Origin of the sequence: Rathayibacter sp. VKM Ac-2926 (assembly GCF_022815565.1) — a bacterium.
Classification (GTDB): domain Bacteria; phylum Actinomycetota; class Actinomycetes; order Actinomycetales; family Microbacteriaceae; genus Rathayibacter; species Rathayibacter festucae.
This window is the reverse complement of the sequence record NZ_JALGRS010000002.1, coordinates 132,904-153,738: the sequence shown is the minus strand read 5'-3', so window position 1 is coordinate 153,738 and position 20,835 is coordinate 132,904. Positions and strand designations below refer to the sequence as shown.

Genomic DNA, 20,835 nt, shown 5'->3' with positions numbered 1-20,835 from the left:
GCCTGCGATACTCGCGGCATGACCGCCTACAACCCCGCCGCGTATCCCGAGCCCACTCCCGGCACCGGCCCGCAGCCCCCGAAGACCGGGAACGGCCTCGGACTCGCCTCGCTGATCATCGGCATCGTCGCGCTCGTCGGCGCCGTCATCCCGATCGTCAACTACGTCTCCGGCTTCGTCGCCTTCGTCGGCCTGGTGCTCGGCGTGATCGCGCTGTTCCTCAAGGGCAGGAAGAAGGGGACGGCCATCGCCGGCACGATCCTCAACGCCCTGGCGATCGTGCTCGCGATCATCCTCGCGATCGTCTACACCGCCGGCTTCGCGAGCGGCATCTCGAACGCCATCGCGACGGCGCAGGCCTCGGCGACGTCCGGCACTCCCCAGACCCTCGTCTACGAGGTCACCGGAGCGGGCACGAGCACGTCGATCGTCTACTCCACCCTCGACGGCGCGAACTCCGGCGTCGAGCAGGCCGCCGCCCAGCCCCTCCCCTTCACCAAGGAGCTGCAGGTCGACAGCACCGCCTTCCAGGCGTTCTCCGTCACCGCGACGAACGGCGCCGACGACGAGGGCGAGATCACCTGCCGCATCACCCTCGACGGCGAGGTCCTCGCCGAGGAGACCGGAACCGGCGCCTTCGGCTCGGCCGTCTGCATCGCCACCCCGCAGTAGCCGTGTCGTCCGAACCGTTCGAGCAGCCCGCCGCCACGGCAGGGCTGCGCGGCGACGAGGCGTTCGTCGGGATCGACGCGCAGGTCCTCGACTTCTGGCGCTTCGCGATGAGCGATCTGCGGATGAACAACACCCGCGGCTACCTCGCGGAGTTCCTGGTCGCGAGAGCCCTCGGTCTCCAGGACGTCCGCCGGGTGGAGTGGGAGGCGTACGACCTGCTCTTCGAGGGCATCACCGTCGAGGTGAAGTCGTCCGCCCTCCTGCAGGCCTGGCCGCAGCAGCGGCACAGCCGATTGTCGTTCGGCGGGCTGCGCACCGGACCGCGGGGATCCCGGACTCTGAATGCGGACGTCTACGTCTTCTGCACGCAGACGTCCGTCCGCCACTCGGAGTACGACCCGCTCGACCTGGCGGAGTGGACCTTCCACGTCGTCTCTCGGACGGCGCTCGACACTGCCGCCGGCAACTCGATCGGTCTCGCGGGAGTAGAGAAGGTCTCGCAAGGCGCGACGCCCTGGGCCGGGCTCGCCGATGCCGTCCGCGAGGCTCACCGGGGATCCCCGGAGCGCTGACCCGGACCCCGTGTTCGGGGTGAGCCGACAGCATCGCCCCGGACCGAGGACCGGCTACGCCCTAACCTCCGAGCATGGAAGAACTCTTCGCCGCCGTGCTCGGAGCCGTCGTTGGCGCCGGAGCGACCCTCTACGTCGAGTCCCGCCGGCAGTCCTCCGCCGAGAAGAAGGCGGAGTGGAACGCCCTGGACCTGCTGCTGCTCGACCTCGGACGGCGGCGGGTCTTCCTCGTCCCAGGACGGACACTCGTCCCGGGCACCGACACGTCGCCCGGCTCGGATTTCGACCGGATGAAGCGCTCCGTCCTGTCGATGCGGACGCAGATCGCCGAGGTCATGCGGTCGCTGCGCCCGAAGTCCCCTGCCCGAGGACCCGTGCGCGCGATGTACCGCGCGTGCAACAGCTTCCTCGAGTCGGCGGAGCGCTCGCCCGACCGGCACTGGATCGCCGCGGACGACCTGCGCCTCGCACTGGGTGAACAGGCGGAGATCATCGCCGCCTCGTCGAAGGGGAACGTCGAGCTGGTGCTGCCGGGATCCGAGGCGCTCTGAGCGGGCTCGGTGCCGGTCCTTCCGGGCGCTCCGAGCAGAAGTGCTCCCCCGCAGCCAGGACGGGCGGCGCTGTCTGCCAGCATGAAGACCTGCACTCGACGAGGGGGACATCTGTGGGGATCGTGAAGTGGCTTCTGAGCCTGCTGGAGACAGTGCCGACGCCCGAGAAGCCGGCGGGTACGACCGGCGCAAGGGTCCCCGCCTTCGCCGTCATCGACGTCGAGACGACAGGCCTCTCCCCTCGGCAGGACCGCATTCTCGAACTGGCGATCGTCCGCACCGATGCGGCGGGAGTCGTGGTCGACGAGTGGGTCTCCCGCTTCGATCCTGAAGGACCGGTCGGCGCCACCCACATCCACGGCATCCGGGCGTCGGACGTCGCCGGCGCCCCGCTGTTCCGCGACCTCGCCCCGACCATCGCCGCCGCACTCGGCGGAGTCACGATCGTCGCCCACAACGCGAAGTTCGACACGGCCTTCCTCCACGAGGAGTTCCAGGCGGCGGGATGGGCGGTTCCCAGACTGTCGACCTTCTGCACCATGGACGGAAGTCACCACTACCTCCCGGACCTTCAGCGCCGACGTCTCGCCGACTGCTGCTGGGGTGCCGGCGTCGAGCTGGTCGACGCCCACTCCGCACTCGGTGACGCACGCGCCACGGCAGCACTGCTCCGCAGCTACCTCACCGCCGATCGTCGTCGCCCGCATCCGACGCTGGCCGCACTTCCGCGCACACCGCTCTGGCCGAGCGCGCCGTCTCGAGCCGCTGTCTCGCGGCGCCGCGACGCCGGAGCACGGCGGAGCGCTCCCGTCCGCCTCACGCCGAAGCGCCGAGAGCAGCAGCCCCTCGTGCAGCAGCTGACGAACGTCGGCCTTCTCGAGCTCATCGACGAGGGCGCGCCGGTCGGAACGATCGCCTACCTCGAGCTGCTGCTCGACTGCCTCACCGACGGCGACCTCTCGGTGTCGGAGGCGTCCGCCCTCGATGAGCTGACCCGGACGTTCGGCCTCTCCGCGGCGGATGTCGCCTCCGCCCACACGGCGTTCCTGCAGGCGCTCGCGCACCGGGCCCTCGACGACGGCCGGGTGTCGCAGTCGGAACGGCAGCAGCTCCTGGCCCTCGCCGCCCTGCTGTCCGTCCCGGCGAACTCGGTCAAGACCCTCATCGAGCGCGCGGACGCCGCCCGGATCACCCGGCTGAGTGCCGGGCTCGGGCCGCTGCCCCGGATCTGGGCGCACGGCGCTCCCCTCCATGTCGGCGACCGCGTCGCCTTCACCGGTTGCGACGAGAGTCAGCGCGAGAAGCTGGAACGACGCGCCGAGCAGCTCGGGGTCCGGGTGCTGGGCAACGTCTCCCGCCTGACCGCGGTCCTCGTCGCAGACGGATCCTTCTCGGGCGGCAAGCACGAGCGCGCCCTCGAGTACGGAACTCGAATCGTCCACCCGGACACCTTCGAGATCCTCCTCCAGCACCTCCAGCCGACACGCTCGTCCACCGAGCCGGAGAAGCGCACGACGCCTGCTGCGCCGCGCTCCCGACCTTCCGAAGTGGTCGTCGCTCTGCCGTCCGAGGCACGCTCGACGGCGTCCCCCTCCGAGATCCGCAGCTGGGCGCTGGCGAACGGCCACGACGTCGGCGTTCGCGGGCGGCTTCCGAAAGACGTGATCGCGGCGTTCGAGGCGGCGCGCCCGAGGGCATAGGCCCCACCGGATTCACCAGCGACGCGACGGCGGGATTCGAACCCGCGTCAGCGGTGTTGCAGACCGCTCCCTGGCCTCTCGGGCACGCCGCGATGGCGGCGGGAGCCGGTGTTCACGCACCGGATCCCGCGTCCATCCAGGGTGCTGCCCGAACGCTCGCGAGCGAAGTCCACTACCCCCGATGACGGGGCGTTTCGCCGTGTGACCCGGTGAGCTGCACGTTCGCAGGCCGGCGAGGGCCTAGCCTCCGAACGTGAGCGAACGGTCCGAAGCGGCGACCACGAGCGGGACAGCAAGACGCCCCCGGCGCCGCGCCGTCGTGATCGGCGGCGTCCTCGCGGTGCTGATCGCGATCCCGGCCGGGCTCGTGGCGCTCGCGCTCAGCGACTGGGGCGACCCGACGGCCGGCACGATGCCGCCGGAGGGCGACGGCCGGGTGCTGGTCGCGCGGCTGCTGCCCGTGCTCGACGACGACGCGGCGATCGCCGAGCTCGTGCCCGCCGACACGGCGGAGCAGCGGGCGACGATCACGCGGTTCTGCTCAGACCTGGTCGGGACCGATCCGGTCGTGACGATCTACGACGCGATCGTGCCGACGCCGTTCTCCGTCTCCCTGCACACGGTGCCGGAGCCGGGAGTCGTCCCGCACCAGTGCGCGCTCGGGTTCAGCTGGGTCAGGGACGAGGGCTGGCACGTCGGCGGGGAGGCCAGCCGCCTGGACTGACCTCGCGCCGACGCGGAGTGCTACTTGCGGAACATCCGGGCGGTCGTCTCGAAGAGGCCCGCGACCGGGCGCTGCTGCTCGCCCTGCTGGGCGCCGAGGATGATGATGACCGCGGTCAGCACCGGGATCGCCCACTGGGTGACCTTCTGGACGCGGAGCGCGGTCGTCAGCTCGTCGGAGTTGCTCGAGGACGCCTCGGTGACGCCCTTCGCGCCCTCGTCGGCGTGCTTGGCCTGGGTCGCGCCGGCGATCGCGGCGGTGACGGAGGCGGCGCCCGCGAGACCGGTGACGATCGTCTTCACGACCGTGTTGGTGCGGCTCTCCTGCTGGTTCGCCAGGCGGGTCTTGTTGGCGACGATGAGGCCGATGCCGCCGACGCCGTGGGCGGCGATCGCCGCGAGCTGCACGGGGGTCCAGCGGGCCCAGCCGTTCGCGGCGAGGCGGAGGCGCTCCGACGGGTCGGAGGAGGTGGACGCGGCGCCGTTCAGGCCGACGGCGCCCATCAGGGAACCGCCGAACCAGGCGGCGGCGCCGAGGTCGTGGAGGCTGCGGACGAGCGTGTTGCGTGAGGGCATGGAGGCCTCTTCCTGTGCGGGTCGTCTGAGGGTGGCTGGCTCCTGACGGTACGCGCGTGCCCGCGAAACGAACGGGGCTTGACCTCTCGGCCGTGGCGCGCTCGAGTGGAGCGGTACCGACCCGAGGAGCGAGCACGATGAGCGACGACACGACCGACGACGAGAAGCGCGGGATCCGCGACGACTTCCACGACGCCGTGAACATGACGGCGAAGGAGATCGAGGGGTGGCTCGAGAAGGACGAGTCGAAGGAGGTCGGCCAGAAGCCGGCGAGCGGCGGTGAGTCCGTCGGTCACCACAGCGGGCGCCGGATCATCGACATCCTCGGCACCAAGCAGGCCGACCTCAGCGAGGACGACTACGCGCACATGAAGAAGGTCACCGGCTACGTCGCCCGCCACTCGAAGCAGCGGCCCTCCGGCGACGTCACCGAGACGAAGTGGCGCTACTCGCTGATGAACTGGGGCAACGACCCGCTGAAGGGGTGAGTCGGCGGGGCCCTCGCTGCCGAGGCGTCCCCGAACCGTCGAGACGTCCCTGTACAGCGGGACGCCTCGACGCGAGCGGGACGCCTCGGCGGCCGACGTGCCTGCGGTGGGCGGATCTCGATACGCGCGCTGCGCGCACTACTCGATCAGCATGAACGGGCGGCAGCCGGGGAACGCGCGGCCCTCTGCATGCTGGTCGAGTAGCCGGCACAGCCGGCGTATCGAGACCCACCCCGTCAGCACCGCCACCGCAGGCGCCCGCGGCCCCGCCGTCAGTCGACCGCGCAGCTCGCGTCGATCGGGCCGATCACGCCGTCGGTCACCGGGACGATGCCGCAGTTCGGGAAGCCCGCGCGCGGACGGTGCGCAGGGTCGATGGCGCGCAGGAGGCTGCCGAGCACCGTGCCGTGGGTGACGACCAGCACGTCGCCGTGCTCGGCGGCCGGCAGGATCAGCGCGAGCGCCGCCTCCACGCGCTCCCGCACCGACGCGGCCGTGTCCGCTCGGCCGGAGGGGTCGTGCCGGTGGATCGCGTCGATGACGCTGTCCAGGCCCGCGTCGGTCATCCGCGGCCAGTCAGCCGAGGCCGGCACGTACGAGTAGCCGTGGTCCGCGAAGACCGGCTCCCAGAGCGAGGCGTTCGGCTGCCCCTCGAAGCCGCCGAAGTGCCACTCCCGCAGCGTCGTCGTCGGCCTCGGCTCGATCGACGGATGCCCGGCGAGCGCCGCTGCGGCCGTGGTCCGCGTCCGGGTGAGGTCGCTCATGAACGCCGCGACCAGCGGCACCCCGCGCATCCGCTCCCCGAGGGCCGCGATCTGCCGCTCGCCCCGCGCGGTCAGCGGCGAGTCGCACCACCCTTGCAGCTGGCCGTTGACGTTGAACAGCGTCTGGGCGTGCCGGACGAAGTGGACGGTGCCGCGTGTCATGGTGCTCTCTCCGTAGTGATGGGTGGGACAGGAACGCGCCCTACTCCGGCGCCGCCCGCGCGATGTGCAGCGCCAGGAACGCCACCTCCTCGTTCGGCAGCTCCGCACCGTACTCCGCCCGCACGAACGCGCGGACCCGCTCCGCCGTCGCCACCGCCCGCGGATACCGCGTGCTGAGGCTGGTGAAGAGGAAGTCGTCCGAGCTGACCAGCAGCCCGCCCGAGAAGAACCGCTCGGCGAAGTACTGCAGGTGCGCCACGAAGCGCGCCGAGCGCAGGTCCTCGCGGTCCAGCGCCGCCCCGCTCGTGTGCTGGATGATCGCGGTCACCGAGCGGATCAGCTGCACGATCCGCAGCGAGTCGATGCCGACCTTGCCGAGCTCCGCGTTGGCCAGGTGGAAGGCCACGTTCGCCGCCTCGTCGTCCGGCACGTCCACGCCCAGCCGCGAGCGCATCGCCGCGACCGCCCGCTCCCCCACCGCGTACTGCACCGGGTAGACCGAGCGCATCTCCCAGGCCAGCCGGTTCGCGACCGCGAGCCCGCGCCGCTGCCGCTCCACCGCGAAGTGCAGGTGGTCGGTCAGCGCGAGGTACACGTGCGGGTCGAGCTTCAGCCCCTGCTCCTCCGCGTCGGCGACGACCGCGCGGGTCAGCTCGACGAACTCCGGCGGGATCTGCGCCAGCAGCTCGACGAGGTTCCGCTGGTCGGCGTCGTCGAGCGCGACGAACACCTGATCCACCGCGGACGCCTCGATCACCTCGCCCGCCTTGGCGCCGAAGCCGATCCCCTTGCCGAGCAGCACCCGCTCGGCGCCGCGCTCGTCGACGACGAGCACGACGCTCGAGTTGAGCACCTTCTTGATGGTCTGCATGCGTGTCTCCGTCGACGGCGTCTGCGCGGCCCGGCGGGCAACTGGAGCGAGGAGGGTCATCCCAGGTCGGCGCCGTTGGACGCGATGACCCGCTGGTACCAGGAGAAGGAGTCCTTCCGGTACCGGTTCGTGCTGCCGTGGCCGAGGTCGTCCATGTCGACGTAGACGAACCCGTAGCGCTTCGAGATCTGCGAGCTGGAGGCGCTGATCAGGTCGATCGGCGCCCAGCTCACGTAGCCGAGGAGCTCCACACCCTCGTCCACCGCCTGGATCATCTGCTCGAAGTGCGCGCGGAAGTAGTCGATCCGATAGGGGTCGTGGATGCGGGGATCCTCCCCCTCATTGTCCGCTGCGACGAGCTCGTCCCGCATCCCGAGCCCGTTCTCCACGATGAACAGCGGCTTGCCGTAGCGGTCGTAGAGGTCGATCAGCGAGATCCGCAGGCCGACCGGGTCGATCTGCCAGCCCCACTCGCTCGACTCCAGGAACGGGTTCTTCACGCCGAGGACCGTGTTGCCGGGGGTGCGCTCGGCGTCCGGGCGCACCGACTCCGTCATCGACATGTAGTAGCTGAACGAGATGAAGTCGACCGGGTGCTCGCGCAGCAGCTCGGCGTCCCCCTCCGCGAACGGGATCTCGACCCCGCGTGCCGCGAGCGCGCGCAAGGCGAGGCGCGGGTAGGCGCCGCCCGCCTGGACGTCGGTGCAGAGGTAGAGCATCCGCTCCTTGGCCTGGGTGGCCGCGACGTCGTCGGGGTGGCAGGTGTTCGGGTAGGTCGTCAGCATCGTGAGCATGCAGCCCATCCGCGCCTCGGGCCAGAGCTCGTGCAGTGTCTTCGTGACCGAGGCCGACGCGACGAACTGGTGGTGCAGCGCCGTGTAACAGGCCTGCTCCACACTCCCCTCGACGGTCTCCTCGATGATGCCGCCCGAGGTGAACGGGTGGCGGATGATCCCGTCGATCTCGTTGAACGACAGCCACATGTCGACGAGGTGGCCGAAGCGCTCGAAGCAGGTGCGGGCGAAGCGCTCGAACAGCTCGATCGTCCGGCGCTCGACCCAGGCGTTGTGCTTGAGGGCGAGGGCGAGCGGCGGGTCGTAGTGCGAGAGGGTGACAAGCGGCTCGATGCCCAGGCGCCGCATCTCGGTGAAGAGCGCGAGGTAGTAGGCGATGCCCTCCTCGAGCGGCTCCGCCTCCTCCCCCGTCGGGTAGAGCCGGGTCCAGGCGATCGAGACGCGGAGGGTCGTGAAGCCCATCTCCGCGAAGAGCGCCAGGTCGCCGGGGTAGCGGTGGTAGAAGTCGATGCCGCGGCGCTTGGGGTAGTACTCGGTGTCGTCGTCCGCCATCGCCGCGGTGATGCTCGCCACCGTGTTCTGGTGGTGGATCGCGTACTCCTTGGGGTCGGCCTTCGGCTTGTAGGAGGCGACGTCACTGACGGCCGGCCCGCGCCCGCCCTCGCGCCACGCGCCCTCGACCTGGTTGGCGGCGAGTGCGCCGCCCCAACGGAATCCCTCAGGCAGCGCCATCGGCGAGCTCCTTCTCTTTCTGGGTGACGGTGATGATCGCATCGCCCGCCGACACGCGGTCGGCGGCCTCGATGAGCACGGTGTACTCGGCCGAGTTGGTGATCAGCACCGGGGTGGTGGTGTCGTAGCCGGCGGCGGTGATGGCCGCGAGGTCGGCGGTGAGCAGCAGCTGCCCGGCCTCGACGCGCTCGTCGACGGCGACGTGCACGTCGAAGGGCGCGCCGTCGAGCTGGACGGTGTCGAGGCCGACGTGGATGAGGGCCTCGACCCCGTCGTCGCGGCGCAGGCCGATGGCGTGCTTGGAGCTGAGGACGGCGATGACCGTGCCGGCGAACGGCGAGCGGACGACGCCGTCGGTCGGGCGGATGGCGATGCCCTCGCCGAGGACGCCGGCGGAGAAGACGGGGTCGTTCACCTCGCTGAGCGGGATGACGTCGCCGCTGAGCGGGGCGGTGAGCGCGGTCGCGTCGGCGGCGTCCTTCGCGACCACGTCGCCGAGGGCCTGGACGCTGGCGGAGGCGTCGTCGCGCCAGATGATGAAGGAGACGACGAACGACACGGCGACCGAGATCAGCAGGCCGATGACCGCGTTGAGCAGGTTCCACGGGTTGAGCCCGTCGATGAACATCGAGATGCTCGCGACGCCCGGGCTGACCAGCGCGAACGCGGCGACCTGGGTGGCGCCGATGTAGGCGCCGCCGACGACGCTGCCCGAGATCACGGAGATCAGCGCGCGCTTGTTCTGCAGGGTGACGCCGTAGAGGGCGGGCTCGGTGATGCCGAAGAGGGCGGAGAGTCCGCCGGAGAAGGCGGTCGCGCGCAGCGCCGCACTCTTGGTGCGCAGGGCGATCGCGAGGCTCGAGCCGGCCTCGGCCGCGTTGTGGGCGAGGGAGGAGGCGAGGTAGAAGGTGTCCTTGCCCGCGCTGGCCATCGTCGCGATGGTCGGCGGGATGAAGGCCTTGTGCATGCCGACCGAGATGATCAGCGGCAGGACGCCGGCGAGGAGCGCGACGGCCACCCAGCCGAGCGCGCCGTAGAGGCCGATCAGGGCGCCGGTGAGCATCGAGCCGAGCCAGTAGCCGAGCGGGCCGAGCAGGAAGATCGTGGCCGGCGCGACGATGACCAGGCACATCAGCGGGACATAGAAGGTGCGGATCGGTCCCCAGGAGTGCTTCGTGAAGAAACGCTCGACGACCGAGAGCAGGAGCACCGCGAGGATCGCCGGGAACACCTGCGCGTTGTAGGCGATCACCGGGACCGGGATGCCGAAGAGGGCGACTCCGCCCTCCTGGTTGAGCAGCGTGGTGAAGGCCGGGAAGACGAGCACCCCGACGAGTCCGAGCGCGAGCGGCCGGTTCACGTCGAGCTTCTTGGCGCTCGTGTAGGCGACGAGGAGCGGCAGGAAGCCGAACACCGCGTCCGGGATGGCGGACAGCAGCTTGAAGTTGTCGCTCGCCGGGTCGAGCCAGCCCACCGCGGAGGCGAGGACGAGGAACGACTTGAAGATGCCCGCGCCGGCGATGGCCGGGATGATCGGCGTGAAGACGCTGACGACGAAGTCCATGACCGTCGCGCCGAGGCGCTTGAGCGACCGAGGCTGCTTGGCCTTCGGGGTGGTCGCCTCGGTGCCGCCGCGCAGCTTCTCGACCGCCGCGTACATCTCCGCGACGCCGTTGCCGACGATGACCTGCGTCTGCGGCCCCATGACGACGCCGATCACGCCGGGCACCGCCTTGAGGGCGTCGACATCGGCCTTCTGGTCGTCCGCGAGCGCGAAGCGCAGGCGGGTCGAGCAGTGCTGCAGCTTCGAGACGTTGCCGGCGCCGCCGACGTGCTCGAGGATCGCCTTCGCGCTGTCCTGGGTACTCATCGGTACTCCTTCGGGTGTGTGGGGGACGCGCGCTTCCCTGCGCTGTGCTGCGTGCTGCTCTTGCTTCCCGTCGCTGTCCCCGCGCCGTCATCGGCGCGTCAGGAGGCGTCCGGGCACAAAAAAAGGACCCGACGACGCTTCGTACGCGTTTCGTCGGATCCTGCCTGCACGACCAGTCACATGTCCGAGAGCGAACGTAACACGGGGGTGGCGGGGGCGTCAAAGTGCGGGCGGAGGCGCAGCGTGATCAGCCGATCGGCCTCGAAACTTATGGCTGAGCGCTCGGAAGGCTGCACACTCCCGTGGAGAGGGCCCCTCAGCCTTGGTTGTGAGGGTGCCCCATGATGGAGTCGTGGATGTCCTCGAGGTTGTTGCCGCTGTCATCGAGAGCGACGGCCGCATCCTGGCCTGCCGCCGCCGGCCCGAGAAGGACGCCGGCGGCAAGTGGGAGTTCCCGGGCGGCAAGGTCGAGGCCGGCGAAACGCACGAGCAGGCTCTCGCTCGAGAAATTCGCGAGGAGCTCGGCGTCGACATTGAAGTAGGAGATCTGCTCACCACTGATGTGACCATCACATCGACTCTGACCATACGACTATCTTGCTTCTGGGCGAAATTGCGCGGCGATCACCCGACGGTCAGCATCGATCACGACGCGATGACATGGACCCCGTACGCAGAACTCGCAGATCATGAATGGGCGCCAGCAGACTTACCCGCAGTAGCACTCTTGTGCAATTGGGGACCGACCATATAAACCAACCAAACTCACTCTACCGCAGCCCTTCCCACGCTTCCGCAAGGCAACCTTGAGAGCAGAAGAGGGGGTCACTAAGTATCCATGATCCTGGATGGGAACAGGTTCACCCAAATTTATTCACCTAGCGGCAATTAGCTCGAAACTTGCCCCTTGCTGCACGATGGTGATTATCCCAAGACCGGTTATGAGGACCTGAAGATCTGGTTCCGGATGCCCCGGGAGAAGAATCACCGGAATTGCCTTCCGATTCTGCGCCTGAGCCACGTGAACATAATCTAATACCTGGCCAATAGCCATCCGGACGAATGCCCGACCGATCGATTTCTTTGCTTCTACAACCCAACCGAGCGGTTCGACGTAAAGGTCAGGTGTCAGCAACGCGTTTCCCACCGACAGTTGTAAGGTAGTAGGAGTTAGGCCCTGATCCCGGACCCAACGTCCAAAAGCAGCTTGAAGCTGGAACTCGATCCTCGACATAGGCTGACTTGATTCCGAGGTCCCGACTAGTTCAGTCCGCTCGATTTGTGTTGAATTGGGCTCTTTCCACTCGACCACTCGACTTATTGTTCGCTTTATGCCTCCATATGGCGGCAGCGCACTCGTATCCGCGTCGACCGGCAAAAGGTCAAAAACTATCGCCATTCGATCGTTTCTTTTCTGATCGGGTGCCTTCTCTATGCGGTACGGCGAATCGGCGGTTACGAAACGCCCAATGTATGTTACCGATGTCTTGCCGACCAAAAAGAGACGGAGCGGAATGCCGTTTGCAGTCGAATCTCGAACGGCGACGTTCGACGCATTGAACTCTTGATCCCCAAGCGGGCCCTGTCCCGTGTAAGAGAAAACTCCATTCTCCCGTAGACCCTCATGCTCGTCATATCCGTACTTCGCGCCATTGACTGGGTTTGTAAAGAGTAGGATGTTTTTCTTGTTCTTCGGGGTTGATATGCCCTGCTGCTCCTGACCCTCGAGTACTGCGTGGATTTCTGTCCGCTGAAGATCTTGACCAACTCGAAATGGAAACGATTCGTCCTCAAGTAACATCGCACACCACCACGGCCGCATCATCCCCGAGAGCGAGTGATTCGCCGAGCAAAACTCGACATTTGCGCATTGGATTTCTGAAGAAGATCACATGCCGACTATACGAATAAGCCCTTTAGCAATGCGTGAGTACTACTCGTGTTATGCCTTGCCGAATGCAGGCAACCCAACATCCCATGACCGATTCGTCTCATCCGAGGCGGCGGCGAGGTTCGCAAGATCGTTCTCGAAGGCCAGGCGCCGGTCGTCCGACCACGCCCACGCACCGTAGTGCCATACCCAGCCGAACGCGACGACGTGGCCTACCTGCACCAGTTGAAACATTCCGCTGCCGAAGATGAACGACGCCGCGGTCCCGTCGTGTGGGTCGACCAGCGCCCCGGAGACGACCTTGTAGTCGCGGGTGCCGGGCCTATAGACCGGGTCAAGCAGCTCGCCAGCATGGACGCCTTTGCAGGTGTCGCGACTGCTGCGGTCGGCGTCCTTCGATGATTTCAAGAAGCGACCATCGGGCCCGCGTTAGCTCCGCCTCGCTGGTCTACAAAACCGATATCAGTCGCCCGCCCCAGTTCAAGGCTTGACCGAGATGCAGCCGAAGTGCTCAGTGCACCGCGACGAACACCAGGAACGAAGCGAGCAGGAACGCGAGGACGGCGCCGATCACACCGATCGCGGGGATCCGCCAGATCCGACGCGACGTGCCGCGGCGGACGAGGGCGACGACCGTCAGGAGGAAGGTCAGGGCGACGACTCCGGGGACGAGCACGGTCGTCGTGCTCAGGAGCTCGTAGTCGCACTCGCCCGGGGCTCCGCCGCACCGATCCGCCGCCAGGTGCTCGACCAGGACGAAGAAGGACAGGACGACACCGAGCACCAGGAGGAGGACGAGCAGCAGGATCGCCGTGACGCGGTCCTCACCGGCTGACAGGCGGCGCCTGGGGCGCCGACGCGGTGGCCGGTCGAACGGGTCCGGGTCGTCCCAGTCCGCGTCCGAGTCGAAGGCCATAGTGCCGCTCAGGCTAGCCGAGCACGGCATGCAGGCACCGCGGGCGGCACAGTCCCGGCGCGCGTCAGCACCCGACCAGCACCGCCTCCGCCGCTGCCCGGTCCTCCGCCCCGACCGCCAGCCCGTACGCGCCCAGCACCCCTTCGGACTGCTCCACGTACCCGCAGCGCAGCTCGGCGGCCGTGGCAGCCACTCCTCCGGGCCCGCGTCGCTCTTGGACTGGTTCGTGTCGTCCGAGGCGGCGACGAGGTTCGCCGGGTCGTTCGCGAACAGCAGGCGCTGCTCGTCCGTCCACGCCCACGCGCCGTGGTGCCAGGCCAAGCCGAGGGCGACGACGTGGTCGATCTGCACCAGCCGAGACGTGTCGCTGCCGGAGACGAAGGACACCGCGGTGCCGTCGTACGGGTCGACCAGGGTGCCGGAGAGGACCTTGCAGTCGCGGGTGCCGGGCTTGAAGACCGGGTCGAGCAGGTCGCGGCCCAGGATGTCGTTGCGGGTGTCGCAGCCGTTCCGATCGACGTCCTTCCAGGACTCGCCGAACAGGTCGCGGTCGTAGGGGACGTCGGCGCGGCCGTCGTCCACGGGGAGCGCGGCGAGGGTCGCCAGCGCGAGCGCGGCGGGGTCGGCAGGGTCTGCCGTCGGTGATGCAGGGACGGACGCGGAAGCGGCCGGCGCGGCTGTCGCGGTAGCGGCGGACGGAGCGGCTGTCTCGGGAGGGGTCGAAGCAGGCGCGGTCGACGCAGGTCCAGCAGCGACCCCGGACGACGCAGGCTCGACCCCCGGCGTCCCGACCGTCTCCCCCACTCCCACCACCGCGAACGCGACCGCAGCCACACCGACGGCGGCGACGATCCACACCCACCACGGCGCCCGCCGCGCCCGCCTATACCGGGCCTGAGCCCCCGGTCGCACGCCGAGCCCCGGCACCCCCACCCGCCGCACCCCACCGGGTCGCGGCGGCGGCGGCCTGCCGACCACCGACTACACCCCCGAGTCGCCGTCGGCCGGGACGACGGGCGCCGAGGCCCGCACCGCCCCGTCCCACAGCCGGATCGCCGCACGCGGCACCGGCCCGACGACGTCCACCCGCCACACCAGATCCACCGGCGACCCGGTCGACGCCTCGAACGGCACGACATGGATCGGCGCCGACGGGTCGAAGCGCAGCCGCTCCTGCAGCCGCGACGGCGCGACGAGGAAGCTCGTCACGCGCTCGTGGTAGCGCTCGCCGACCTGCAGCTCGGTCAGCACCGTGGCGCTCACCGGGGTCATCGGGTCGGCGCGGGTCAGCGAGTCGAGCAGGAAGTCGTCCCACGGGACGTCGAGCTCGACGCCCTCGAAGTCCTCGGGGCGGCGCAGCGCGTTCAGCGGGTTGGTGCCCATCGGGCGGACCCGCGGGCGGGCGATCGCCTCCTCGTCGCGCTGCACGGAGGCGACGATGTCGGCCAGGCGCGGGGCGGCGATTCGGGTGAGCAGCGACTCGTCGTCGAGGGCGCGCAGCAGCATCCGCCGCGTGTGGTTCGACGAGTGCGGGAGGTCCTCGTCCAGCGCCGACAGGCCGAAGCCCTGGCCGGCTCCGTAGTCCGCGGCCATCTCCTGCACGAGCGACTCGAAGGCCTCGTGCCGCCAGCCGCGGCGGACGAGCTTGGACGTCATCGCGGCGCGCATCCGAGCCACGGCCGCCGTCTCCTCGCCGCTGACGGTCGCGAGGCGCACGGCGAACGGCATGGCGCCGCGCTCCACATCGAAGGTCTCGTGCTGCAGCCAGACGGGCGGCACGTGCCACGGACGGTGCACGGCCTTGGACAGCAGCACCAGCCACTCGACGGCCTGGCGGTGGACCGAGCGCAGGCGCGCGGCCTCCTCGCGGGCGCGGCGGGCACTGCGGCCGTAGTGCGCGAGGCGGGTGCGCTCGAGCTGGATCCGCCGCTCGAAGCGCGACCAGCCGGCGTGGTACCGGACGAGCGACACCAGCGTGATCAGCACCCCGGCACCGGCGAGGCCGACCAGCACCCACAAGAGCACAGAGGTGATCAGCCCGGGATCGAAGCTGCCGGCGGGCTGCCGCGAGGCGTAGTCGTTGACGAACCAGATGCCGACGCCGACCACGATCGCGAGCGCCAGCACGGTCACCCAGCCGACGAGCAGCGTGCGGTGGAACTCGCGGCGCAGGCCCAGCAGCTCGCCGGGGCGCTGCGGGCGGATCGCGTCGATCTCGCCCTTGAGGTACGCCACCTCGTCCTCGGCGCGGCGCCGCTCGGCGCCGATCCGGTCGAGGAAGCGCCAGACGAACGAGGAGCTCTGCCGGCCGGCCCACAGGTCGTACTCGCCGAGCGCCTGCAGGCGACCGGAGCGGCGCGCCTCGGCGTCGTAGGGCGAGACTGGCGGCTCGACGGGCTCGGGAGCCTCCTCCGCGGGGACCTCGATCTGCACGACGGTCCGCGGCTCGGCCGCCTCGCCCTCGACGAGCGTCTCCTGCGCGGGCGGCGCGAACGCGGCGGGGTCGGAGGACCCGGCCCCGGACTCATGCGCGGCGGGCGCCTCAGCAGCGTCGGGAGCAGCGCCGGCCTCGACCGGCACCTGCGCGGCAGCCGCAGCAGCCGCCGCCTCGGACGCCGACACCCAGTTCTGCAGCCTCTCCCGCGGATCCGCGAGCGCCAGCGCGTACCAGTCCACCTTCTCCGGGAACCCCGGCGGCACGTCGTACCCCGACGCCACCCACGGGTCGTCCGGCAGCGCGAGCACGTCGCCCACCCGGCCGAACACGGGCACGGCCCCCTCGACGGGCGCGAAGCCCGCGTCGCGGAGGTCCGCGCTGCCGTCGAGTGCGCCGAAGACCAGCTCGCGCAGGCCCGCCCAGAGCTGCGGCGTGGTGCGGACGTGCGCCATCGCGGCGGGCGCGTCGGCCTCGGCGCGGGCGCGGCCCTCGTCGTCGCGGAGGTGCTCGAGGTCGGCGACCAGGAGCCGGTCGCGGACGTCCAGGACCTCGTCGTAGTCGGCCCCGACGACGGCCGAGCCCTGCGAGGTGTGCAGGGCGCGGGTCACCGAGCGGTTCGCGCTCGAGGTCACCCAGAGCACGGCCCAGCGCGGGATCTGCACGAGCTTGCCCGCCGAGAAGGCGAAGAAGCGGCCGATCTGCGCCCAGAAGCCGATCCGCTCGGGCTCCGGCACGTCGAGCGAGCCGGCGGAGTCGTAGGTGAGCGCCCCGCCGTCCAGGCGCAGCGCGCCGGCGACCATGCTGTCGACGTAGCCGGCGATCTGGCCGTCGTCGATGTAGGCGGTGCCGGGCGGCGGCGGGCTGACGCTGGGGTCGATCAGCAGCGAGTCGGGGCGGGCGGCGTTCTCGAGCACCCCCGCGGCGACGCGGCGGCCGAGCGACTCGGTCAGCACCGCGTTGAGGAACACCCGCGAGATCCAGACGGAGTCGCCGCCGTCGGACTCGCGGCTCATCAGCTCGACGCTGCCGTCGGTGACGCCGTTCCACAGCCCGGCGACGCTGGCCAGGTGGGTGAGCGTGAAGCCGGTGAAGCGCTCGTCGTCGCGGACGAAGGCGTCGCCGGACCACGGGCTCGAGCGGTCCTCGGGCGAGGCGATGACGACGAAGCCGTGCTCGTGCGCCTCCACCCGCTCGCGCAGCTGGAACGCGGTCGGAGCGCAGATCAGCGTGACCCGGCGCAGCTCCGTGGTCTGGTCAGCGAGCGTCGCCGACGGATTCGGCAGCGGCATCGAGGTGCGGACCCAGCGGCTGACGAGGTCGGCGACCGCGTCCTGCGCCTCGTCGGTCTCACGCTCGGGCAGGGCCGAGCGGAGGGTGACCAGGCGGACGAGGGCGAGCGGCTCCTCCGCCAGCGCCTCGAACAGGTCGACCGCGATCGCGACGGACTCGAGGTCGGCGCCGACGCCGAGCACCACGGCCTCGATCTGCGGCGGCGCGTAGGGCGAGGTCTTGACGTGCTCGGGCAGCACCCAGAGGGCCTGGCCGAGCAGGCCGGTCTTCGTCCACTGCGCCGCCAGCTCGAGCAGGGTCTCGCCCTGCGCGCCGCTGGGCAGCAGGACGATCGCCGCCTTGCCGTCGGGCCAGAAGCCGGCGTGCCCGTAGCCGTCCGGGCGGGTCTCCGGGGGCACGCTCAGACTCCGGAGTCGCGCGGACCGGTCGAGACGACCGACGACACCAGCCCCAGCAGCGCCTCGCGGAACTGCTCGCGCATCTCCCAGGTGACCGGGTAGTCGTAGACCGAGACCATGTCGTCCTGCTGCACGATGTCGCTGTCGAAGCGGGCGAGCTCGGCGGTCAGGTAGGCCTGCACGGCGGAGCGGCGCGACGCGAGGTCGCCGTCCGCACTGCCGGCGCGGGACGACTCCGGCACCGGAGCACCGGTCGGCAGCGCGCCGGTCTGCAGCCACTCGGCCAGCTCGGTCTCCTCGCCGCGGCTGCCGCCGAGCGAGATCAGCACCCGGTAGGCGGCGAGCGGCGCCAGCGTCCCGTCGACGTTGCAGAGCGCCATCGCGATGGCGAGCGACTGCAGCACGACGCCCGGGAAGTCCGCCGGCCTGGCGTTGCGCTCGCTCAGCAGCGGGTGCGGGAAGTCCGCCAGCGCGCGGGTCGCCGGGTCCCAGACGGAGAGCTTGGGGCCCTTCTCGCCCTGCGAGGCGTCGACGGCGAGGCGGCCGAGGGCCTTGGCGACGTACCAGCCGCGGATCATCGACTCGATCGCGCGCGGGTCCGCGGGGATGCTCTCGCCGAGCAGGCGGGCGCGCTTGAACTTCCAGAACGCCTCGCGGCTGTCCTGGGTGTTCGACTGCGCGAGCCAGCCGCGGGCGATCGGCTCCATCACGGAGTCCATCACGATGGGCTCGTAGGGGAAGCCGGACATCGCGAAGACCTCGATGCCGTCGACCTTCTGGTCCTGGAACCACGACTCGCTGGTCGCGTCGTCCCAGACGCCCATCTGGCCGAGCACGCCCTTGGTCACCTCGTACATCTCGGTGCCGGCGCGGAACGGGATCGAGCTGAAGACCAGCGAGGTGTCCTCGTTGATCGCCTTGCCGTGCACGGCGCGCAGCAGCGCCGGGTTGAGCTTGACCAGCGGCTCGCTGGCGCCGAGGGCGGCCTGGAGCTGCTCGCGGTAGCGGTCGCGGCGGGCGGCGAAGACGTCGGGCGGCAGCACCTCGGAGTCGAAGAAGCCGAGCAGGTCCTCGCCGATGTAGGCGGCGAACGGGGTGCCGTCGCGCTTCATCCAGGCGCGAGCGCGGCCGACGTAGACCTCCGGGTCGGTCGCGAGCTCGAAGGAGGCGCGCTGGGCCGGGTTGGCGACGGCCGGGTCCGCGGTGACGGTCGGCTTCCAGGTGCGCGGGTTGCCGACGAGCGACCAGGCGCCCGCGTCCGACTCGCTGTCCGGGCTGACGCCGACGAGCTGGTCGGCGAGGACGCGCAGGACGGCGTCCTGGTACTTGGCGTCGCCGTCGACGGAGGCGCGCACCAGCTTCTGGAACTCGGCCGGGTACTTCTCCGGCTCGACGAGCATCCGCTCGTTGGGCGCGGGCGAGTACTTGCGCGGGACGGTCTCGTCGACGCGGCGGGGCCAGAACTCGTAGGCGTTCTCGCGGTCGTCGCTGGTCTTCCGCGAGTGCACGCGCTGCAGCAGCGCGGTGCGGGAGCCGTCGAGGTAGTCGGCGAGCGGGCCGAGGAAGGTCTCGCGCAGCTCGGCGAGCAGCGCCCAGGCGGAGTCGCGGAGGGCCGCCTCGGAGGACCACTCGAGCGCCTGGCCCAGGCGCTGGATGGCGAACTGCACCGCCTCCTGGTCCGGGCGGATCGACTGCTGGTTGGCCGAGGTGCGCAGCTCGTCCGAGACGAGCGAGCTGAGGGTGCCCACCCACTCCTCGTGCTGGCGGGCCTCGACGCGCAGCGCGTCGACGGTGCCCTTGAGGCCGCGCTCGAGGCGGCGGAGCATCGCGGTGACGACGGGCAGGCCGTCCTGGGCGACGTAGCGCGAGACGGTCTCGAGGATGTGGCCGGGCATCGTGCGCGTCCACTCGTCGAGGCGGCGCTGGCGGGCCTCGCGGTCGCGTTGGAGCAGGCGCGGGCTGTGCCGGGTGAACTCGTTGACGAGCCGGTCGGTCCAGGTGGTGATGTCGGTGCCGCCCTGGCGGTCGAGCGACTCGGGGCGGGAGAGCTCGTCGTCGGCGCCGCGCTGCAGCTCGGCCTTGATCAGGTCGAGGGTGCTCTGGTCGCGCAGCGCGTCGGTGACGTCGTTGTGCTCGGCGGTCTCCTCGTTCAGGCGCAGCTCGCGGAGGAAGCGCTGGTACTCGCTGTCGGCCGACTTCTCGATGTACTCCCGCTCGGTCATCCGCTCGAACTGCGGGTCCTCCTCGGCGTGCGCGAAGAGCATCCGGTCGATCGCGGAGCGGGCGAAGCGCTCGGCGGAGTACTCGAGGAAGCGCTCGCGGCCGAGGGTGACCCGGCCGAAGCCGATCGAGGAGAACGGCGGCGAGTGGTGCGCCGGGCTCATCAGCCCGGAGTTGTCGGGCAGCACGTTGGCGGCCGAGCGGGCCTGCCAGTTGCCGGACGAGTAGGCGATCATGTCGTCCTGCACGCGCTCGTCGATCATCCACGCGGTGAGGCTGGTGGCGACGGCGTCGTAGACGGCGTTCTGGTCCTCGAAGGTGACCTTGCTGTTGCTGCGGCCGACGATGAAGGGGTACGCGGCGCCGACGCGGTCCATCGCGGCGCCGTAGGAGGGCGCGACGCCCTTGGTGCGCAGCAGCTCGAGGGTCGCTGCGGAGGGGGTGTCGGTCCAGAAGCCGTTCATCGTCTCGGAGATCGCGGCGAGCGCGTTGCCGGGCATGCCGGCGGTGACCGAGAGCTGATCGAAGACGTCGGGCGCGTAGAGCATGCTGAAGAACTGGTTCGACCACGGGTACTGCTTCGCGGTCGACTTGATGATCTCGATGATGTCGAGGAACTGGCCGGCTCCCGAGCCTCCGGCGACCGACGAGATCACGATGACGATCGGGCTGCCGTCTCCGCCGTCGTCGCGCGCGCGCAGGCGCTGGCCGAGGGTCTGCAGCTCGGCGAGCGACTCGGCGTCGTTCATCTTCCCGATCGCGAGGCGCGCGGCCTGGGCGATCTCCTTGGTGGCGGCGAGCGCGACGGCGCGGCCGACGGCGCGGTACTGGCCGGCGCCCTTGGTCACGTCGACCTTGACCAGGCGCGGGTCGGGCAGCTGGCGCTCGATGTCGTGGCGCATCGCGTTGTTGGTCGCGTGGGCGCTCGTGATCGAGCCGTGCACGATGTCGAAGGTCGCCGCGGTGCTGACCAGGCCGCGGTAGTCCTGCCGGGGCAGGAACGGCGCCTGGTACTCCATGCCGTCCTGGACGGTGGGGGTGTCGAAGTGCAGGAAGCGCCAGGCGGCGGGGATGCCGCCCTCCCAGCCGAGCTGCTGGAGCTTGAGCTCGAGCTGGTACTTGATGCCGCGGAGGGTCTTGCCGCCGGAGCCGCCGACTCCGATCAGGAGGAAGGGTCTGAGCATGAGGTCCTGCTTTCGTCTGGTCGC

General features: G+C 70.2%; 17 protein-coding genes and 1 tRNA gene. 7 read left to right on the top strand and 11 right to left on the bottom strand.

What is annotated here, in order from left to right:
• The first annotated feature begins 18 nt into the window (after positions 1–18).
• The 4 genes from MT351_RS03225 (at position 19) to MT351_RS03210 (ending at position 3,495) form a co-directional block, all read left to right on the top strand.
• Positions 19–672, top strand: coding sequence for an MmpS family transport accessory protein (locus MT351_RS03225; RefSeq protein WP_243581238.1), 654 nt, complete (start codon positions 19–21; stop codon positions 670–672).
• 2 nt (positions 673–674) lie between these two features.
• A complete protein-coding gene (locus MT351_RS03220) occupies positions 675–1,244 on the top strand; it encodes a hypothetical protein (protein ID WP_243581237.1) in 570 nt (189 codons plus the stop codon).
• A 74-nt stretch (positions 1,245–1,318) separates the two neighbouring features.
• A complete protein-coding gene (locus MT351_RS03215) occupies positions 1,319–1,795 on the top strand; it encodes a hypothetical protein (RefSeq protein WP_243581236.1) in 477 nt (158 codons plus the stop codon).
• 113 nt (positions 1,796–1,908) lie between these two features.
• Positions 1,909–3,495, top strand: coding sequence for a histone-like nucleoid-structuring protein Lsr2 (locus MT351_RS03210; RefSeq protein ID WP_243581235.1), 1,587 nt, complete (start codon positions 1,909–1,911; stop codon positions 3,493–3,495).
• A gap of 21 nt (positions 3,496–3,516) precedes the next feature.
• On the opposite strand, the gene MT351_RS03205 is transcribed toward MT351_RS03210, so the two are convergent.
• A tRNA-Cys gene (locus MT351_RS03205) sits at positions 3,517–3,587 on the bottom strand.
• A 161-nt stretch (positions 3,588–3,748) separates the two neighbouring features.
• On the opposite strand from MT351_RS03205, the gene MT351_RS03200 reads away from it, so the two are divergent.
• On the top strand, positions 3,749–4,219 hold the full coding sequence (locus tag MT351_RS03200) for a hypothetical protein (protein WP_243581234.1): 471 nt from the start codon (positions 3,749–3,751) through the stop codon (positions 4,217–4,219).
• A gap of 20 nt (positions 4,220–4,239) precedes the next feature.
• Here MT351_RS03200 and MT351_RS03195 read toward each other — a convergent pair whose 3' ends face one another.
• Positions 4,240–4,794, bottom strand: coding sequence for a hypothetical protein (locus MT351_RS03195; protein WP_243581233.1), 555 nt, complete (start codon positions 4,792–4,794; stop codon positions 4,240–4,242).
• Positions 4,795–4,931: 137 nt separating this feature from the next.
• Here MT351_RS03195 and MT351_RS03190 point away from each other — a divergent pair, with 137 nt between their 5' ends.
• Positions 4,932–5,282, top strand: a complete 351-nt coding sequence (locus tag MT351_RS03190; RefSeq protein WP_123736695.1) for a DUF3140 domain-containing protein — start codon at positions 4,932–4,934, stop codon at positions 5,280–5,282.
• A 272-nt stretch (positions 5,283–5,554) separates the two neighbouring features.
• On the opposite strand, the gene MT351_RS03185 is transcribed toward MT351_RS03190, so the two are convergent.
• The 4 genes from MT351_RS03185 to MT351_RS03170 are packed head-to-tail and all read right to left on the bottom strand — an operon-like array spanning position 5,555 to position 10,475.
• Positions 5,555–6,208, bottom strand: a complete 654-nt coding sequence (locus MT351_RS03185) for a histidine phosphatase family protein (RefSeq protein ID WP_123736694.1) — start codon at positions 6,206–6,208, stop codon at positions 5,555–5,557.
• A gap of 40 nt (positions 6,209–6,248) precedes the next feature.
• Positions 6,249–7,079: a PRD domain-containing protein gene (locus MT351_RS03180; RefSeq protein WP_132437919.1), complete on the bottom strand. Its 831-nt coding sequence runs from the start codon at positions 7,077–7,079 to the stop codon at positions 6,249–6,251.
• A gap of 56 nt (positions 7,080–7,135) precedes the next feature.
• The gene (locus MT351_RS03175) at positions 7,136–8,605 is read right to left on the bottom strand and encodes a glycoside hydrolase family 1 protein (RefSeq protein WP_243581232.1); all 1,470 of its coding nucleotides are present in this window, start codon (positions 8,603–8,605) and stop codon (positions 7,136–7,138) included.
• Positions 8,592–10,475 (bottom strand): beta-glucoside-specific PTS transporter subunit IIABC, encoded by a 1,884-nt coding sequence (locus MT351_RS03170; protein WP_243581231.1) that lies wholly within the window; start codon positions 10,473–10,475, stop codon positions 8,592–8,594. The genes MT351_RS03175 and MT351_RS03170 overlap by 14 nt, the downstream gene beginning before the upstream one ends.
• 352 nt (positions 10,476–10,827) lie before the next feature.
• Here MT351_RS03170 and MT351_RS03165 point away from each other — a divergent pair, with 352 nt between their 5' ends.
• The gene (locus tag MT351_RS03165) at positions 10,828–11,229 is read left to right on the top strand and encodes a (deoxy)nucleoside triphosphate pyrophosphohydrolase (protein WP_243581230.1); all 402 of its coding nucleotides are present in this window, start codon (positions 10,828–10,830) and stop codon (positions 11,227–11,229) included.
• 120 nt (positions 11,230–11,349) lie between these two features.
• Here MT351_RS03165 and MT351_RS03160 read toward each other — a convergent pair whose 3' ends face one another.
• From MT351_RS03160 to MT351_RS03140, 5 genes are all read right to left on the bottom strand, one after another.
• Positions 11,350–12,276, bottom strand: a complete 927-nt coding sequence (locus MT351_RS03160; protein WP_243581229.1) for a hypothetical protein — start codon at positions 12,274–12,276, stop codon at positions 11,350–11,352.
• Positions 12,277–12,417: 141 nt separating this feature from the next.
• A complete protein-coding gene (locus MT351_RS03155) occupies positions 12,418–12,774 on the bottom strand; it encodes an HNH endonuclease family protein (protein WP_243581228.1) in 357 nt (118 codons plus the stop codon).
• A gap of 103 nt (positions 12,775–12,877) precedes the next feature.
• Positions 12,878–13,864 (bottom strand): HNH endonuclease family protein, encoded by a 987-nt coding sequence (locus MT351_RS03150; RefSeq protein ID WP_243581227.1) that lies wholly within the window; start codon positions 13,862–13,864, stop codon positions 12,878–12,880.
• 399 nt (positions 13,865–14,263) lie between these two features.
• On the bottom strand, positions 14,264–17,407 hold the full coding sequence (locus tag MT351_RS03145) for a hypothetical protein (protein WP_243581226.1): 3,144 nt from the start codon (positions 17,405–17,407) through the stop codon (positions 14,264–14,266).
• 2 nt (positions 17,408–17,409) lie between these two features.
• Positions 17,410–20,811 carry a tubulin-like doman-containing protein gene (locus MT351_RS03140; RefSeq protein WP_243581225.1) on the bottom strand — a complete coding sequence of 1,134 codons (3,402 nt, stop codon included), beginning with the start codon at positions 20,809–20,811 and terminating at the stop codon, positions 17,410–17,412.
• Positions 20,812–20,835 lie beyond the last annotated feature (24 nt).

Bases quoted from the DNA above. Each gene is read 5' to 3' on its own strand.
- MT351_RS03175 (WP_243581232.1), bottom strand. From the start codon at position 8,605: ATGGCGCTGCCTGAGGGATTCCGTTGGGGCGGCGCACTCGCCGCCAAC.
- MT351_RS03180 (WP_132437919.1), bottom strand. From the start codon at position 7,079: ATGCAGACCATCAAGAAGGTGCTCAACTCGAGCGTCGTGCTCGTCGTC.
- MT351_RS03170 (WP_243581231.1), bottom strand. From the start codon at position 10,475: ATGAGTACCCAGGACAGCGCGAAGGCGATCCTCGAGCACGTCGGCGGC.
- MT351_RS03160 (WP_243581229.1), bottom strand. From the start codon at position 12,276: ATGTTACTTGAGGACGAATCGTTTCCATTTCGAGTTGGTCAAGATCTT.
- MT351_RS03195 (WP_243581233.1), bottom strand. From the start codon at position 4,794: ATGCCCTCACGCAACACGCTCGTCCGCAGCCTCCACGACCTCGGCGCC.
- MT351_RS03225 (WP_243581238.1), top strand. From the start codon at position 19: ATGACCGCCTACAACCCCGCCGCGTATCCCGAGCCCACTCCCGGCACC.
- MT351_RS03140 (WP_243581225.1), bottom strand. From the start codon at position 20,811: ATGCTCAGACCCTTCCTCCTGATCGGAGTCGGCGGCTCCGGCGGCAAG.
- MT351_RS03185 (WP_123736694.1), bottom strand. From the start codon at position 6,208: ATGACACGCGGCACCGTCCACTTCGTCCGGCACGCCCAGACGCTGTTC.
- MT351_RS03190 (WP_123736695.1), top strand. From the start codon at position 4,932: ATGAGCGACGACACGACCGACGACGAGAAGCGCGGGATCCGCGACGAC.
- MT351_RS03215 (WP_243581236.1), top strand. From the start codon at position 1,319: ATGGAAGAACTCTTCGCCGCCGTGCTCGGAGCCGTCGTTGGCGCCGGA.